This is a genomic window from Nocardioides sp., from assembly GCF_041600255.1.
Classification (GTDB): Bacteria; Actinomycetota; Actinomycetes; order Propionibacteriales; family Nocardioidaceae; genus Nocardioides.
The window spans coordinates 1-14,344 of the sequence record NZ_JBFIKK010000087.1; the positions used below are offsets into that span (position 1 = coordinate 1).

16 protein-coding genes and 1 pseudogene are annotated in these 14,344 nt (G+C 70.7%); 4 read left to right on the forward strand and 13 right to left on the reverse strand.

Going from position 1 to position 14,344, the window contains the following annotated elements; genetic code table 11:
• A partial coding sequence (locus ABZE72_RS11170; protein ID WP_372729105.1) for a dodecin occupies nt 1–188 on the reverse strand: 188 nt, incomplete at its 3' end.
• 54 nt (nt 189–242) lie between these two features.
• Here ABZE72_RS11170 and ABZE72_RS11175 point away from each other — a divergent pair.
• The gene (locus ABZE72_RS11175; protein WP_372729106.1) at nt 243–563 is read left to right on the forward strand and encodes a DUF3099 domain-containing protein; all 321 of its coding nucleotides are present in this window, start codon (nt 243–245) and stop codon (nt 561–563) included.
• Nucleotides 564–726: 163 nt separating this feature from the next.
• Complete coding sequence (locus ABZE72_RS11180) at nt 727–960, forward strand: acetone carboxylase (protein ID WP_372729107.1); 234 nt, start codon at nt 727–729, stop codon at nt 958–960.
• Nucleotides 961–1,018: 58 nt separating this feature from the next.
• On the opposite strand, the gene moaA is transcribed toward ABZE72_RS11180, so the two are convergent.
• Entirely contained in the window at nt 1,019–2,017 is a 999-nt protein-coding gene (gene moaA, locus ABZE72_RS11185; RefSeq protein ID WP_372729108.1) for a GTP 3',8-cyclase MoaA, read from the reverse strand.
• A 75-nt stretch (nt 2,018–2,092) separates the two neighbouring features.
• Between moaA and ABZE72_RS11190 the strand changes: the two genes are divergently transcribed.
• Nucleotides 2,093–2,947 carry an SURF1 family protein gene (locus ABZE72_RS11190; RefSeq protein WP_372729109.1) on the forward strand — a complete coding sequence of 285 codons (855 nt, stop codon included), beginning with the start codon at nt 2,093–2,095 and terminating at the stop codon, nt 2,945–2,947.
• On the opposite strand, the gene ABZE72_RS11195 is transcribed toward ABZE72_RS11190, so the two are convergent.
• The 3 genes from ABZE72_RS11195 to ABZE72_RS11205 are packed head-to-tail and all read right to left on the reverse strand — an operon-like array spanning nt 2,926 to nt 7,254.
• A complete protein-coding gene (locus ABZE72_RS11195; protein ID WP_372729110.1) occupies nt 2,926–4,794 on the reverse strand; it encodes an ABC transporter ATP-binding protein in 1,869 nt (622 codons plus the stop codon). The genes ABZE72_RS11190 and ABZE72_RS11195 overlap by 22 nt on opposite strands.
• A 17-nt stretch (nt 4,795–4,811) precedes the next feature.
• On the reverse strand, nt 4,812–5,612 hold the full coding sequence (locus tag ABZE72_RS11200) for an enoyl-CoA hydratase/isomerase family protein (protein WP_372729111.1): 801 nt from the start codon (nt 5,610–5,612) through the stop codon (nt 4,812–4,814).
• 43 nt (nt 5,613–5,655) lie between these two features.
• On the reverse strand, nt 5,656–7,254 hold the full coding sequence (locus tag ABZE72_RS11205; RefSeq protein WP_372729112.1) for an ABC-F family ATP-binding cassette domain-containing protein: 1,599 nt from the start codon (nt 7,252–7,254) through the stop codon (nt 5,656–5,658).
• 56 nt (nt 7,255–7,310) lie between these two features.
• Between ABZE72_RS11205 and ABZE72_RS11210 the strand changes: the two genes are divergently transcribed.
• A complete protein-coding gene (locus ABZE72_RS11210) occupies nt 7,311–8,258 on the forward strand; it encodes a neutral zinc metallopeptidase (RefSeq protein WP_372729113.1) in 948 nt (315 codons plus the stop codon).
• 10 nt (nt 8,259–8,268) lie between these two features.
• On the opposite strand, the gene ABZE72_RS11215 is transcribed toward ABZE72_RS11210, so the two are convergent.
• The 8 genes and pseudogenes from ABZE72_RS11215 to sufC all read right to left on the reverse strand — a co-directional run.
• Complete coding sequence (locus ABZE72_RS11215) at nt 8,269–9,177, reverse strand: phosphotransferase (RefSeq protein WP_372729114.1); 909 nt, start codon at nt 9,175–9,177, stop codon at nt 8,269–8,271.
• Nucleotides 9,178–9,213: 36 nt separating this feature from the next.
• Nucleotides 9,214–10,866 (reverse strand): ribosomal protection-like ABC-F family protein, encoded by a 1,653-nt coding sequence (abc-f, locus tag ABZE72_RS11220; protein WP_372729115.1) that lies wholly within the window; start codon nt 10,864–10,866, stop codon nt 9,214–9,216.
• Complete coding sequence (locus ABZE72_RS11225; protein WP_372729116.1) at nt 10,863–11,477, reverse strand: acVLRF1 family peptidyl-tRNA hydrolase; 615 nt, start codon at nt 11,475–11,477, stop codon at nt 10,863–10,865. Before ABZE72_RS11225 ends, abc-f begins: the two co-directional genes overlap by 4 nt.
• 1 nt (nt 11,478) lies before the next feature.
• Nucleotides 11,479–11,958 carry an ASCH domain-containing protein gene (locus ABZE72_RS11230; protein WP_372729117.1) on the reverse strand — a complete coding sequence of 160 codons (480 nt, stop codon included), beginning with the start codon at nt 11,956–11,958 and terminating at the stop codon, nt 11,479–11,481.
• A 16-nt stretch (nt 11,959–11,974) separates the two neighbouring features.
• Nucleotides 11,975–12,358, reverse strand: a complete 384-nt coding sequence (locus ABZE72_RS11235) for a metal-sulfur cluster assembly factor (RefSeq protein WP_372729118.1) — start codon at nt 12,356–12,358, stop codon at nt 11,975–11,977.
• Nucleotides 12,355–12,828 (reverse strand): Fe-S cluster assembly sulfur transfer protein SufU, encoded by a 474-nt coding sequence (sufU, locus tag ABZE72_RS11240; RefSeq protein WP_372729119.1) that lies wholly within the window; start codon nt 12,826–12,828, stop codon nt 12,355–12,357. The genes ABZE72_RS11235 and sufU overlap by 4 nt, the downstream gene beginning before the upstream one ends.
• 1 nt (nt 12,829) lies before the next feature.
• Nucleotides 12,830–14,098, reverse strand: a complete 1,269-nt coding sequence (locus ABZE72_RS11245; protein WP_372729120.1) for a cysteine desulfurase — start codon at nt 14,096–14,098, stop codon at nt 12,830–12,832.
• A 2-nt stretch (nt 14,099–14,100) separates the two neighbouring features.
• Nucleotides 14,101–14,344: pseudogene (gene sufC, locus ABZE72_RS11250) on the reverse strand (Fe-S cluster assembly ATPase SufC); the annotation flags it as partial.

The window sequence follows — 14,344 nt, forward strand, 5'->3', positions numbered from 1 at the left end:
ACCTTCATCCCGACCTGGAAGTGCTCGACAGCGCCGTCCTTGACCTGGCCACGCACCTGCGTGACCTCGAACCAGTCGAGGTGGCGCACGGTGCGGGCGGCCCGCTCGATGCCATTGCGGATGGCCTCGTCGATCCCGTTCGGCGAGGTGCCGACGATCTCGGTGACGCGATAGGTGCGGTTGGACATGTGACCTCCGAAGCGAGCGTGGGTGACCTAGGTTACCGACGTACAGTGGACGTCATGGCCCGGGATCTCAGACGATACGACGACGACGTCGTCCGGGTGACCACCGCGGCCACCAGCCGCCGCGAGGACATCGCCCGGCGCCAGCGCCGCTACCTGCTCTCGATGAGCCTGCGCACCATCTGTTTCGTCGGCGCCGTCATCGTGGGCAGCGGGTGGCTGATGTGGGTGCTGATCGCCGGCGCACTCGTCCTGCCGTACGTCGCCGTCGTGATGGCGAACGCCGTGGCCTCGCGCGACGACGGGTTCCGGCTGGTGGACCGGGGCCTGGGACTCGGCCAGCTCGAGAGCGGTCACCCGGGGCGGGACCTGCACTGACCCGTTCCGGCACCGCGCGGGCAACCGAGTGTCGCGGCAGTTCGGTCTCGTGGAACAATCCCTGTTGCGAACTGGGTCTCCCCCGTCTCAGTTCGCGACGGTGCCGGACGGCTGCCCCCCCGTGGCCATCCGGCACCTGTCCTTTCTCCTGGGAGTCGAAGCCATGACCGAGACCGAACCTGACTGGTGCTCCGCCAAGGGCTGCCGGAGCGCCGCCACCTGGGCCCTGCTGTGGAACAACCCCAAGCTGCACACCCCCGAACGTCGCAAGACCTGGTTGGCCTGTGACGAGCACCGCGAGCAGCTCTCCGACTTTCTCGCCGCGCGCACCCTCCTGAAGGAGGTGGTGGCCCACACGACCGGCCGTGAGCCGCTACCCGGCGAAGGGCCGCGCTGAGCCGGTGACAGGTGCTCGGCGGCCTCACTCGCAGCCTCGTCGAACAGCCACACCCGGGTCAGCCGCCGATCGCCGACATCGGCCGATCAGGCTGGAGGAAGGTCGGGTCGTCGATCCCGTGGCCGGCCCGTTTGCCACGCATGGCCACGACCCAGCGCTCGGCGATCTCCTCGTCGCCGGCGCCGGCGCGCAGGGCGCCCCGCAGGTCCGACTCCTCACGCGCGAAGAGGCAGTTGCGGACCTGACCGTCGGCGGTCAGCCGCACCCGGTCGCAGTCCCCGCAGAAGGGACGGGTGACCGAGGCGATCACGCCCACGGTCGCGGGCCCACCGTCGACCCGGAAGAGCTCCGCAGGGGCGCTCCCGCGCGGTTCGGCGGCCGGCGACAGGTCGAACTCCCGCTCCAGCTGGGCGAAGATCTCCTCCGCCGTGACCATCGCCTCGCGGCTCCAGCCGTGCTGGGCGTCCAGCGGCATCTGCTCGATGAAGCGCAGGTCGTACCCACGCTCGAGCGACCACCTCAGCAGTTCGCCGGCCTGGTCGTCGTTGACGCCGCGCAGGAGCACCGCGTTGATCTTGATCGGACCGAGGCCGGCCGCACGGGCCGCCTCGAGACCCGCCACGACGTCCTGGAGCCGGTCGCGACGGGTGATCTCGTGGAAGGTGTCCGGCCGGACGGTGTCGAGGCTGACGTTGACCCGGTTGAGCCCCGCGTCGGCCAAGGCCTGCGCGGTGCGGGTGAGACCGAGCGCGTTCGTGGTGATCGAGAGCTCGAGCGCCGGGTCCAGGCTGCGCGTGCGCCGCACGATGTCGACCAGGCCGCGTCGTACCAGCGGCTCGCCCCCCGTGAAGCGGACCTCGCGGATCCCGAGCTGCTGCACCCCGATCGCGATCAGCCGGACGACCTCGTCGTCGGAGAGCACCGAGTCGTCGGGCAACCAGTCGAGGCCCTCGGCCGGCATGCAGTAGGAACAGCGCAGGTTGCAGCGGTCGGTCAGCGAGACGCGCAGGTCGGTCGCCACCCGTCCGTAGCGGTCTTCGAGCGTCCGGTTCGTCACACCGGCCAGTGTAGGTGCGGTCCGGTCACGCGCCCTCGACGCGGCAGGCCGCCGGTCGCCGGATAGCCTCTGGGGGTGCGGTCACTGCGCTTCGTGGTCAGTCGACGGTGGGCGTTGTTCGCGCTCGCCGTGGTCGTGCTCGCCTACGGGGCCTGGCTCCTGGGCCAGTGGCAGTTCCACCGGCTCGAGGACCGCAAGGCCCGCAACGCCGTCGTGGAGCGCAACGAGGCGCTGCCTCCCGCACCGGTGGCCGAGATCCTCGACGTCGGGGTCCCGGTGGACGCCGAGGACGAGTGGCGGGTGGTGACGGCGACGGGCACGTACGCCGTCGAGGACACCGTGATCATCCGGTACCGCACCCGCGAGGGGGCCTCCGGCGTGGACGTCGTCGTCCCGCTGGTGACGGCCGACGGTCCGACACTGCTGGTGGACCGGGGGTGGGTCGCCACCGACAACCGCGGCATGGACGCCTCCGAGGTGCCCGACCCGCCTGCGGGGGAGGTCACCGTCACCGGGTGGGTGCGAGCCGACGCCACCGGCGACAGCACCAAGGTCAGCGGCCTGTCGAGCCGGTCGATCTCCAGCGTCGAGATCGGTCGTGCCCTGGACCGCGAGGTGTATCGCGGCTTCGTGGACCTCAGGTCCGAGACCCCCGAGCCCGAGCAGCCGCTGGCGGGGGCCGAGCTCCCCGAGCTGAACGACGGCCCGCACTTCTTCTACGGGCTGCAGTGGTGGTTCTTCGGGGCGCTCGCGATCTTCGGCTTCTTCTACCTGCTGTACGACGAGTGGCGCGGCGGTCGCTCGGGCGAACGCCGCGGCGGCCGCTCCCCCGGCACCGAACCCACCGGCTCCGAACCCACCCGCACCGAACCCACCAGCGCCGAACCCACCAGCTCCGGGGAGCCGGCTCAACCGACCGGGGCGTCCTGAATGAACTGGGTCCGGTAGAGGTCGGCGTACAGCCCACCCTCGGCGAGCAGTTCGGCGTGGGTGCCCGACTGGACGATCCGGCCCTGGTCGAGGACCAGGATCGCGTCCGCGTTGCGCACAGTGGAGAGCCGGTGCGCGATCACCAGCGACGTCCGGCCGGCCAACGCCGCGTCGAGCGCGCGCTGGACGGCGGCCTCGGACTCGCTGTCGAGGTGGGCGGTGGCCTCGTCGAGCACCACGATCGGCGGCGCCTTCAGCAGCAGCCGGGCGATCGCCAGTCGCTGCCGCTCACCACCGGAGAGGCGGTAGCCGCGGTCGCCGACGACGGTGTCGAGCCCGTCGGGAAGCGAGCGCACCAGCGTGGAGATCTGGGCGGCCTCGAGTGCGCTCCAGATCTGCTCGTCGCTGGCCCCCGGACGGGCGTAGACCAGGTTGGCACGGATCGTGTCGTGGAACATGTGGGCGTCCTGCGTCACGTAACCGACGGTGTCCTCGAGGGACTGCAGACTGACGTCACGGACGTCACGGTCGCCGACCCGGACCGCGCCCGACTCGACGTCGTAGAGCCGGGCGACGAGGTGGGTGACGGTGGTCTTGCCGGCACCGGAGGGGCCGACGAGCGCGATCATCTGCCCCGGCTCGGCGGTGAAGGTGATGTCGGTCAGCACCTGGCCGGACTCGCGCGACTCGGCGCGGGCGATGCCCTCGAGCGAGGCCAGCGAGATCGCGTCCGCGGCCGGGTAGGTGAACGCCACGTGGTCGAACTCCAACCGGGCGGCGTCGGCCGGGAGCGCCGGCGCGTCCGGCTTCTCCTCGATCAGCGACGGCAGGTCGAGGACCTCGAAGACCCGCTCGAAGCTGACCAGCGCGGTCATCACGTCGATCCGGACGTTGGAGAGGCCCTGGAGCGGGCCGAGCAGCCGGAGCATCAGCGTGCCCAGCGCGATCAGCGTCCCGATCTCCAGGGTGTCGTCGACGACGAGGTGACCGCCGACGCCGTACACGAGGGCGATCGCGAGCGCGGGCACCGCCATCATGCTGGCCGCGAAGATCCGGGTGATCAGGGAGATCCGGACGCCGAGGTCGCGGACCCGAGCGGCCTTCGTGGCGAAGAGGTCGTCCTCCTCACGGCGGCGACCGAAGAGCTTGAGCAGCATCGCCCCGCCCACGTTGAACCGCTCGGTCATCAGGTTGCCGAGGTCGGCGTTGCCGTCCATCTGCTCGCGGGTCAGCCCGGCCAGCTTGCCGCTGACGATGCGGGAGACCAGGAAGAGCAGCGGGAAGAGCGCCAGGCACAGCAGCGTCACCTGCCAGCTGAGCACGAACATGACCACGCCCACCACGACGACCGAGATCGTGTTGGACACGGTGCTGGAGAGCGTGGAGGTGAAGGCGCGTTGGGCCCCGATCACGTCGTTGTTGAGCCGCGAGACCAGGGCACCGGTCTGGGTCCGGGTGAAGAACGCCAGCGACTGGCGCTGCACGTGCCCGAAGACCCGGGTGCGCAGGTCGAAGATCAGGCCCTCCCCGATGCGGGAGGAGTAGAAGCCGGCACCGATGGCGATCACCGCACTCACCAGAGCCGTGGCCGCCATTCCCAGGGCCAGCCAGGTGATCAGCCCGGTGTTTCCCTTGACGATGCCCTCGTCGACGATCTGCTTGACCAGCAGCGGCGAGACGACGACGAGACCGGCGTCGATGACGGTCAGCGTCAGGAAGAGGGAGATCAGCCGGCGGTGCGGGCGCGCGAAGGTGAGCACACGTCGTACGGTCGCCATCTCGATGCGGTTGTTGACGACGCTGCGGTCCGAGCGCAGGTGACGCCACGCGGGTCCGACCCCGTGCATGCCTGACAAACCGACTCCTAGTCCGTGCCGGGTGCGGCCATCAGGCGGGCCACCTCGCGGAAGCGCCGGACCTGGGCTTCGCGCTCCAGCTTCCGTTGCTCCTCGAGGTCGCGGCCGGTGGCGCCCAGCAGCAGTGCCTTCGTCTCACGCACGGCTCCCACCAGCGGGGCCGTCAGGGCACCGACCAGGTCCGCGACCGACGAGTCGAGCTCGGCGGGCGGTACGGCGGTGAGTGCGAGACCGATGGAGACGGCCTCGTCGGCACCCACCATCCGTGCCGTTGCACAGATCTCCAGTGCCCGTGCGTACCCAACGCTCTCGACCAGCGGCTTTGTTCCCGTCAGGTCCGGCACCAGCCCCAGCGCGGACTCCTTCATGCAGAACTGGGCGTCCTCGGCGACGACCCGCAGGTCACAGCTGAGCGCCAGCTGGAAGCCGGCGCCGACCGCATACCCCTGGATGGCGGCGATGGAGACGAAGCGCGGGTCGCGCAGGAAGGTGAAGCCGCGCTGGAAGGCGTCGATGGCCTCGGCCATCTCCGCGTCCGACAGGCGCAGCAGCCCGATCACGCTCTCGTCGTCGTCGGCGCCGGCCGGGTCGAGCATCGCGCGGTCCAGCCCCGCCGAGAAGCTGTGGCCGCTGCCCCGCAGCACCACCACCCGGACGTCGTCCCCGATCGACTCGCCGACGGACGCGAGGGCGCGCCACATGGCGGGGGTCTGGGCGTTGCGCACCTCGGGGCGGTGCAGGGTGATCGTGGTGACCGGCCCGGTCCGTTCGACGAGCAGACCGGCGGCGAGCAGCTCTTCATCCGTCATGGGCGAAGTGTAGGAACCCCCGCCCGTGCCGACGTCGGCGCGGTCAGGCCAGCGAGACCAGGTCGGCGTAGTCGTCGTTCCAGAGGTCCTCGTCGCCGTCGGGCAGCAGCAGCACCCGGTCCGGCTCGAGGGCGCGCACCGCGCCTTCGTCGTGGGTGACCAGGATGATCGCGCCCTCGTAGGTCCGGATGGCGGCCAGGACCTCTTCGCGGGAGGCGGGGTCGAGGTTGTTGGTGGGCTCGTCGAGGAGCAGCACGTTGGCACTGGAGACGACCAGCGACGCCAGCGCCAGACGGGTCTTCTCACCACCGGAGAGCACGGCCGCCGACTTGTGCGCGTCGTCGCCGGAGAACAGGAAGGAACCGAGCACGCTGCGCGCCTCGGAGTCGGTGAGCTGCGGAGCCGCGCTCTGCATGTTCTCCAGCACGGTCCGGCTGGTGTCGAGCGTCTCGTGCTCCTGGGCGTAGTAGCCGACCTTGAGACCGTGACCGTGGATGACCTCTCCGGTGTCCGGCTTGTCCACCCCGGCGAGGATCCGCAGCATGGTGGTCTTGCCGGCGCCGTTCAGCCCGAGGATCACGACGCGGCTGCCCTTGTCGATGGCCAGGTCGACGTCGGTGAAGACCTCGAGCGAGCCGTACGAGCGGGAGAGCTCCTTGCCCATCAGCGGGGTCTTACCGCACGGTGCCGGGGCGGGGAACTTGATCCGGGCCACCTTGTCGGAGGCGCGCTCACCCTCCAGGCCGGCCATCATCTTCTCGGCCCGCTTGAGCATGGACTGGGCCGCCGTGGCCTTGCTCGCCTTGGCGCGCATCTTGTTGGCCTGGTCGGTCAGCGTCTTCGCCTTGGTCTCGGCGTTGGCCCGCTCGCGCTTGCGGCGGCGCTCGTCGGTCTCCCGCTGGGTCAGGTAGTTGCGCCAGCCCATGTTGTAGACGTCGATCTCGCCGCGGTTGGCGTCGAGGTGGAGCACCTTGTTGACCGTGGTCTCGAGCAGGGCGTTGTCGTGGCTGATCACGATCAGCCCGCCCTTGTGGGCCTTGAGGAACTCGCGGAGCCAGACCACCGAGTCGGCGTCGAGGTGGTTGGTCGGCTCGTCGAGGAGCAGGGTCTCGGCGCCCGAGAAGAGGATCCTGGCCAGCTCGACCCGTCGGCGCTGACCACCCGAGAGCGTCTTCAGCTGCTGGGTGAGGATGCGCTCCTCGATCCCCAGGCTCTTGGCGATCGTGGCCGCCTCGGACTCGGCGGCGTACCCGCCACCGGCGTGCAGCTCGGCGTCGGCGGCGCTGTAGCGCTTCATCGCACGGTCGCGGACGGCGTCGTCGTCGCTGCCCATCTTCTCCTCGGCGTCACGCAGACGGCGTACGACGTCGTCGAGGCCGCGCGCGGAGAGGATCCGGTCCCGGGCGAGAACCTCGGGGTCGCCGATCCGGGGGTCCTGGGGCAGGTAGCCGACCTCCCCCGAGATCAGCACCTTGCCCGCGGCCGGCAGGGCCTCGCCGGCGAGGATCTTGGTGAGGGTGGTCTTGCCGGCGCCGTTGCGGCCGACGAGACCGACCTTGTCGCCCGCCCCGACCCGGAAGTTGACGTTCTCCATCAGAAGACGGGCGCCGGCGCGGACTTCGAGCTGCTGGGCGGTGATCATGAGGCTGGCTAGTCTAGGTCCGCCGGGGGGAATCCCCTGAATCGGAAGGGGACCCCATGCGCTTCAACCCCAAGGCCCGTCTGGACACCCGTCGGATGGGCGACTCCGGTCGCGGTCGTGGCTCCCGCGGCGGTGGCGGGATGCGTGGCGGTGCCGGCGCCCGGCGACCGTTGCCGCGCGGCGTGCGCGGTGGCGGCATCGGTGGAGCCGTGGTGATCCTGCTGGTGGTGGCCGTCACCCAGTTCCTCGACGGCAGCGGAACGACGAACGAGAGCTCCCTGGACGCGAGCCGGATGAGCGACACCGGCCGGTACGCCGGCTGCGAGACCGGCGCCGATGCGAACGAGAGCGCGGACTGCGCCCGGGTGGCGGTCGAGAACTCCCTGTTCGACTACTGGTCCAGCACCTTCGAGGAGCAGACCGGCGTCCGCTTCGAGGCCCAACGACGGCTGCAGACCTTCTCCGGGGCGATCACGACCGGTTGCGGCGAGGCCTCCTCCGACGTCGGTCCGTTCTACTGCCCCGCCGACAGCAGCATCTACCTCGACACGACCTTCTTCGCCGCCGTCCTCGAGCGGCAGCTGGACGGCCCGAGCGGTGCGTTCGTGGAGCCCTACGTGCTGGCCCACGAGTACGGCCACCACCTCCAGAACCTGCTCGGCACGATGGGGAGGGTCCGCACCCAGCAGGGCCCGCGCAGCGACTCGGTCCGCCTGGAGCTGCAGGCCGACTGCTACGCCGGGATGTGGGCCGGCAGCGCCACCACCACCGACGACGCCACCGGCGAGCCGCTCTTCGAGTCATTGACCGACCAGGACATCCAGGAGGCGATCGCGGCCGCGACCGCGGTCGGCGACGACCGGATCCAGGAGAAGACCGGTGGCCGGGTCAATCCCGAGCAGTGGTCGCACGGGTCGTCGACGTCCCGGGTGAAGTGGTTCATGGTCGGGCTCGAGCAGGGGTCCACCCAGGCCTGCGACACGTTCGCCACCGACGACCTCTGAGGGGCCCGGCTCAGCCGGCGACGAGCTCCTCGATCAGACCGGACTGACGCTGCAGCGCACGCAGGTGCGGTGCGACGGCCGGATGCCGGTACTTGCCGGCCAGTGCGCCCTCGCCGCCGGCCACCCGGGCCAGGGCCCACTCGGCCCGGTTGAGCACGGTGTAGACCGCCGTCACCCGGGCGCCGAGGGCCGCCTGGTCGCGGGTGGCGACGCCGTCCGGCAGCCCGAGCAGGTAGGCGTCGAGCAGGGGCTCGAACTCCTCCCGCGCCGAGAGCAGGTAGTAGCCCAGGTCGGCCCCGACCGGTCCGATGCCCAGCGTGCCCCAGTCGACGGCCACGACGTCGTCGCCCCGACGCCCGAGCAGGTTGGCCGGTACGGCGTCCCCGTGCTGCGGCACCTGCGGCAGCTCGTCGAGCATCCCCAGCAGGGTCTCCCGACGCTGCCAGAGACGATCGGCCACGTCCGCGATCGTCGTCCGCGCCAGGGTCCGCCAGCCGCCCCGGTGCTCCACCCGCAGCATCCGGTCGCGCAGCTGGTTGCGAGCCAGCCAGGACCGCTCGCCGAGGTCGGCCGCGGCGAACCGCCCCAGACCGACGGCGGCGAAGAGGCCGCTCACGGCAGCGTCCTCGACCCACTCCTCGGTGATCGTGATGCCCTCGACGTCCTCCTCGACGGCGGCGTGCGCGGGCGACCGCAACCCGGGGGTCCGGCAGGTCAGCCCGATGTCCGCGACGTCGGCGGCCCGGCGCCAGTAGGCGAAGTGCCGAGGGTTGCTCAGCTCCGCCGGATCGTGCACCCCGGGCGCAGCGAGCCGCTTGATGACCACGGGCTGATCGCCGAGGACGGTACGCCACACGCCCACGGTGGAGGTTCCGGTGCCGCCGGGCAGTGCATGCCACCCCGGCTCGGGCTGCCACATGGTCGGGACGCTAGCGGATCCGCGACGTACGACGGCTCAACTCGACCGCGACACACGCACCTGCACCTGGCCCTCGTGGACCTCCCAGCGCTGGTCGAGTCGCACGTTGTCCAACAACCGACGGTCGTGGCTGACCAGGAGCAGGGCGCCGTCGTAGCTCTCCAGCGCCTCCTCGAGCTGCTCGATCGCGGGCAGGTCGAGGTGGTTGGTGGGCTCGTCGAGCACCAGCAGGTTCACCCCGCGCGCCTGCAGGAGCGCCAGCGCCGCTCGGGTCCGCTCCCCCGGTGAGAGTCGACCCACCTGGCTGGCGACCTGGTCGGCCTTGAGGCCGAACTTCGCCAGCAGGGTTCGGGCATCGGCCGGCGACAGCTCGGGCACCGCGATCTCGAAGGCCGTGCCCAGGGGCTGCTCGTCGTCGAGACCGGTCCGGGCCTGGTCGATCTCGCCGATCGCGACCGTCGCCCCCAGGCTCGCGGATCCGGTGTCCGGGGCGACGTGCCCGAGCAGCAGCCGCAGCAGGGTGGTCTTGCCGGCGCCGTTGGGTCCGATGACGCCGATCCGGTCCCGGGCGTTGACCTGCAGCGAGGCCGGGCCGAAGGCGAAGTCACCCAGGGCCAGGGTCGCCTCGTTGAGCGTGGCCACGACCGCGCTCGAGCGGGGCGCCGAGCCGATGGAGAACTGCAGCACCCACTCCTTGCGGGGCTCCTCGACCTCGTCGAGCCGTGCGATCCGCGACTCCATCTGGCGGACCTTCTGGGCCTGCTTCTCCGACGACTCGACCGATGCCTTGCGGCGGATCTTGTCGTTGTCGGGCGCCTTCTTGATCGCGTTGCGCACGCCCTGGGAGCTCCACTCCCGCTGGGTGCGCGCCCGCGCGACGAGATCCGCCTTCTTGTCGGCGAACTCCTCGTAGGCCTCGCGCGCATGCCGTCGCGCCACCGCGCGCTCGGCCAGGTAGGCGTCGTACCCGCCGTCGTGGACCGAGACCTGCTGCTGGGCCAGGTCGAGCTCGACCACCCGGGTGACGCACCGGGCGAGGAACTCACGGTCGTGGGAGACGAGCACGACCCCGCCACGCAGTCCCCGGACGAACGACTCCAGCCGCTCCAGCCCGGCCAGGTCCAGGTCGTTGGTGGGCTCGTCGAGCAGGACCACGTCGAAGTTGCTCAGCAGCAGGGCCGCCAGGGCGGCCCGCGCCGCCTGGCCGCCGGACAGCGACGTCATCAGCGCATCGGCGCCCACCTGGAGCCCGAGCTCGGCCAGCATCGGCGCGATGCGCTCGTCCAGGTCAGCGGCTCCGCTGGCCAGCCAGCGGTCGAAGGCCACCGTGTAGGCGTCCTCGGCCGCCTTCGTCCCGGACTCCAGCGCGGCAGCGGTTGCCTCCATCGCCGCCGTCGCCTCGGTGGCGCCGGTACGCCGACCGATGTACGCCGCCACCGACTCCCCCGGCACGCGCTCGTGCTCCTGGGGCAGCCAGCCGACGAAGGCGTCCTGGGGTGCGCTGCTCACCGAGCCGGCCAGGGGCGCGAGACGACCGGCCAGGATCTGCAGCAGGGTGGACTTGCCGGCACCGTTGGCGCCCACCACACCCACCACGTCGCCGGGGGCGACGGTCAGGTCGAGCGCCTCGAAGAGGGTGCGATGGCCGTGACCTCCGGCGAGGTCCTTGGCGACGAGGGTGGCGCTCACGAGGTGGCATTCTCCACGTCGACGACCACCGAGCACGAATCGATTACTGCCTGCTCGAGCACCCGGCGGCGCGGGTCGGGCACGGCCAGCCACGGGCCGACGACCTGCAGACCACGCAACCGAGGGTCGCTGAGCACCTCGTCGACGGCGGGGCGATCTCCCCCGGTCACCACCGGCGCCTGCCGCCTGCCCAGCCCGTCGAGGATCCGGGCGGCGTGGTCGGCCGCGGCCTCGTAGGCCTGACGTGCCTGGTTGTCGCGCCGCCGGGCGAATCGTTGCTGGCTCTGCCCACCGGCCTTGGTGCGGCCCTGGACATGGCGCTGGCCGACCTTCGACTCGACGATCTTCTCGCCCTGCACCCGGGCCACCGCGAAGCCGCCCTTGCGGACCAGCAGCAGCCCCCAGGACTCGGGGGCCCGCACGGCCGCGGCGAACGCGGTCGCCTCCGCCGCACCGGCGTACGGCGCGGCGAACGGCAGGCGCGCAGCGAAATGCGAACCGTCGCCCCCGGTGCCGGTGAGGGCGCCGGAGACGACGGTGAGGTGGGCTCCTTCGTGGCGGTCGGTGAAGTTCGCGATCCACCGCTCGATCCGCTGTGCGGGGACGAGCACCTCAGGCACGGTGCAGGACCCGGAACCGTTCGAGCACCACGGGCATGTCCGGGGCGAAGCCGCCCTCGCAGGCAGCGAAGAAGCGCTCCTGGGTCTCGCGCCAAGACGCCAGGCTGCCGTCGCCCTCACCTTCGGCGAGGGCGTGCTCGGCGGGCACCTGGTCGAACGGCACCACCGAGACCTCCGTGGTCTCGAGCAGCGCCCGCGGGTGACCAGCTCCGTCCAGCACGATGCCGAGCGCACCCACCTGGGGCAGGGCCTCCGCACCGTCGTAGTCACGCAGCGCGCTGACCGTGGCGGTCTTGCGACCGTCGAGCACCAGGGCGAGCAGCTCGTCGGCCTGCTCCGGCGTACCGCCGAACGACCAGGCGGGGGGCAGCACCATCTCGACCATGTTCTGCGGCAGGTAGCCGGGCAGCTGGGTCAGCCGGGACTGGCTCCGCGCACGGATCCAGTAGTTCTCGATCTCGGAGTCGTCCACGGGGTGCTGGTCCGGCTCAGACGTTGAAGCCGAGGGCGCGCAGCTGCTCGCGGCCGTCGGGGGTGATCTTGTCGGGACCCCACGGCGGCATCCAGACCCAGTTGATGGCCACGTCGTTGACGAGACCCTCCAGGGCGGAGTTCGTCTGGTCCATGATCACGTCGGTCAGCGGGCAGGCCGCCGAGGTCAGCGTCATGTCGAGGACGCAGTTGCTGCCCTCGTCCAGGTGCACGTCGTAGACGAGGCCGAGGTCGACGACGTTGATCCCGAGCTCGGGGTCGACGACGTCCTTCATCGCCTCGGTGACGTCCTCGACCGTGACGGTCGAGGAGCCGACGGGGTTGACCTCGGGGAGGTCGTCCCCGTGGTCGACGGGCTGTTCAACGGACTCGTGGCTCACTTGCTCTCCTCCATGCTGGTGGCTGTCGCGTCCTTCCAGGCCATCCACGACAGTAGTGCGCACTTCACGCGCGCCGGGAACTTGGCGACCCCGGCAAAGGCGATCCCGTCCTCGAGGACGTCCTCGTCGGGCTCCACGGTGCCCTTGCCCTGCATCAGGGTCAGGAAGGACTCGTGGATCGCCATCGCCTCCTCGACCGGCTTGCCGATGATCAGGTCGGCCATCACCGAGGCGGACGCCTGGGAGATGGAGCAGCCGACCGAGTCGTAGGAGACGTCCGCGACGGTGAGGACCCCGTCCTCGTCGGCCAGGTGGACGCGGAGCGTCACCTCGTCGCCGCAGGTCGGGTTGACGTGGTGGACCTCGGCCTCGAAGGGCTCGCGAAGTCCCTTGTGGAGCGGGTTCTTGTAGTGGTCGAGGATGATCTCCTGGTAGAGAGCATCCAGATCTGTGCTGGCAGAAGGGCTCATGTCAATCCAGCTTGAAGTAGGAACGGGTGTACTCGAGACCCTCCACGAGGGCGTCGATCTCGGCCGGGGTCGTGTAGAGGTACGACGACATCCGCGTCGAGCTCTGCACACCGAAGCGGGCGTGGGCCGGCTTCGCGCAGTGGTGCCCGGCGCGTACGGCGACGCCGCGTGCGTCCAGGACCTGCGCGATGTCGTGCGGGTGCACCCCGTCGATCTCGAAGGAGATCGCCCCACCACGCTGGGTCGCGTCGAGCGGGCCGAGCACCGTCAGACCGGGGATCGTGGCCAGGCCCTCGAGGGCGTAGCCGGTGATCGCCTGCTCGTGCAGGTGGATGTTCTCCAGCCCGATGTGGGTCAGGTAGTCGACCGCCGCGCCCAGACCGACCGCCTCGACGATCGGCGGCGTGCCGGCTTCGAAGCGGTGCGGAGCCTTGGCGTAGGTGGAGCGCTCCATGGTGACGGTCTCGATCATCTCGCCGCCACCGTGGAACGGCGGCAGCTGGTCGAGCAGCGACTTGCGACCCCACAGCACACCGATCCCGGTCGGTCCGACCACCTTGTGGCCGGTGAAGGCCAACAGGTCGGCACCGGAGGCGACGACGTCCACGGGCAGCTGCGGCGCCGCCTGGGAGGCGTCGACGACGACGATCGCGCCGACCTCGTGAGCGCGTCGAGCGATCTCGGCCACCGGGTTGATCGTGCCCAACATGTTGGACACCCAGGTGAGCGAGACGACTTTGGTGCGCTCGTTGATCAGCTCGTCGATGTTCGACAGGTCGAGGCGACCGTCGTCGGTCAGGCCGAACCACCGCAGCGTCGCGCCCTTGCGCTGGGTGAGCAGCTGCCAGGGGACGATGTTGGAGTGGTGCTCCATCTCGGTGATGAGGACCTCGTCACCGGCACCGATCGACAGCTCGCCCTCGGCCCACGCGAACGTGTTGGCCACCAGGTTCAGCGCCTCGGTGGCGTTCTTGGTAAACACCACCTCGTCACGGCTCGGCGCCTTGATGAACGCGGCCACCTTGTCGCGCGCGTCCTCGAAGGCCTCCGAGGCCTCGGCCCCGAGCTGGTGCATGGCCCGCGCGACGTTCGCGTTGTGCCGCTCGAGGTGGTCGACCATCGTGTCGATCACCACCTGCGGCTTCTGCGAGGTGTTCGCGCTGTCGAGGTAGACCAGCGGGTGACCGCCCGAGACGGTGCGGGACAGGATCGGGAAGTCCTTGCGGATGACCTCCAGCTCCGGCAGCACCCCGGTCAGCTCGCGGCTCATGCTCAGACTCCGGCCTTGAGGTACTTGTCGTAGCCCTCGGCCTCGAGCTGGTCGGCCAGCTCGGGCCCGCCCTGCTCGGCGATCCGGCCGTTGACGAAGACGTGGACGAAGTCGGGCTCGATGTAGCGCAGGATCCGGGTGTAGTGGGTGATCAGCAGGACACCCTTGCCCTCCTGGGCACGGAACCGGTTCACGCCGTCCGAGACCACCTTGAGTGCGTCGATGTCGAGACCGGAGTCGGTCTCG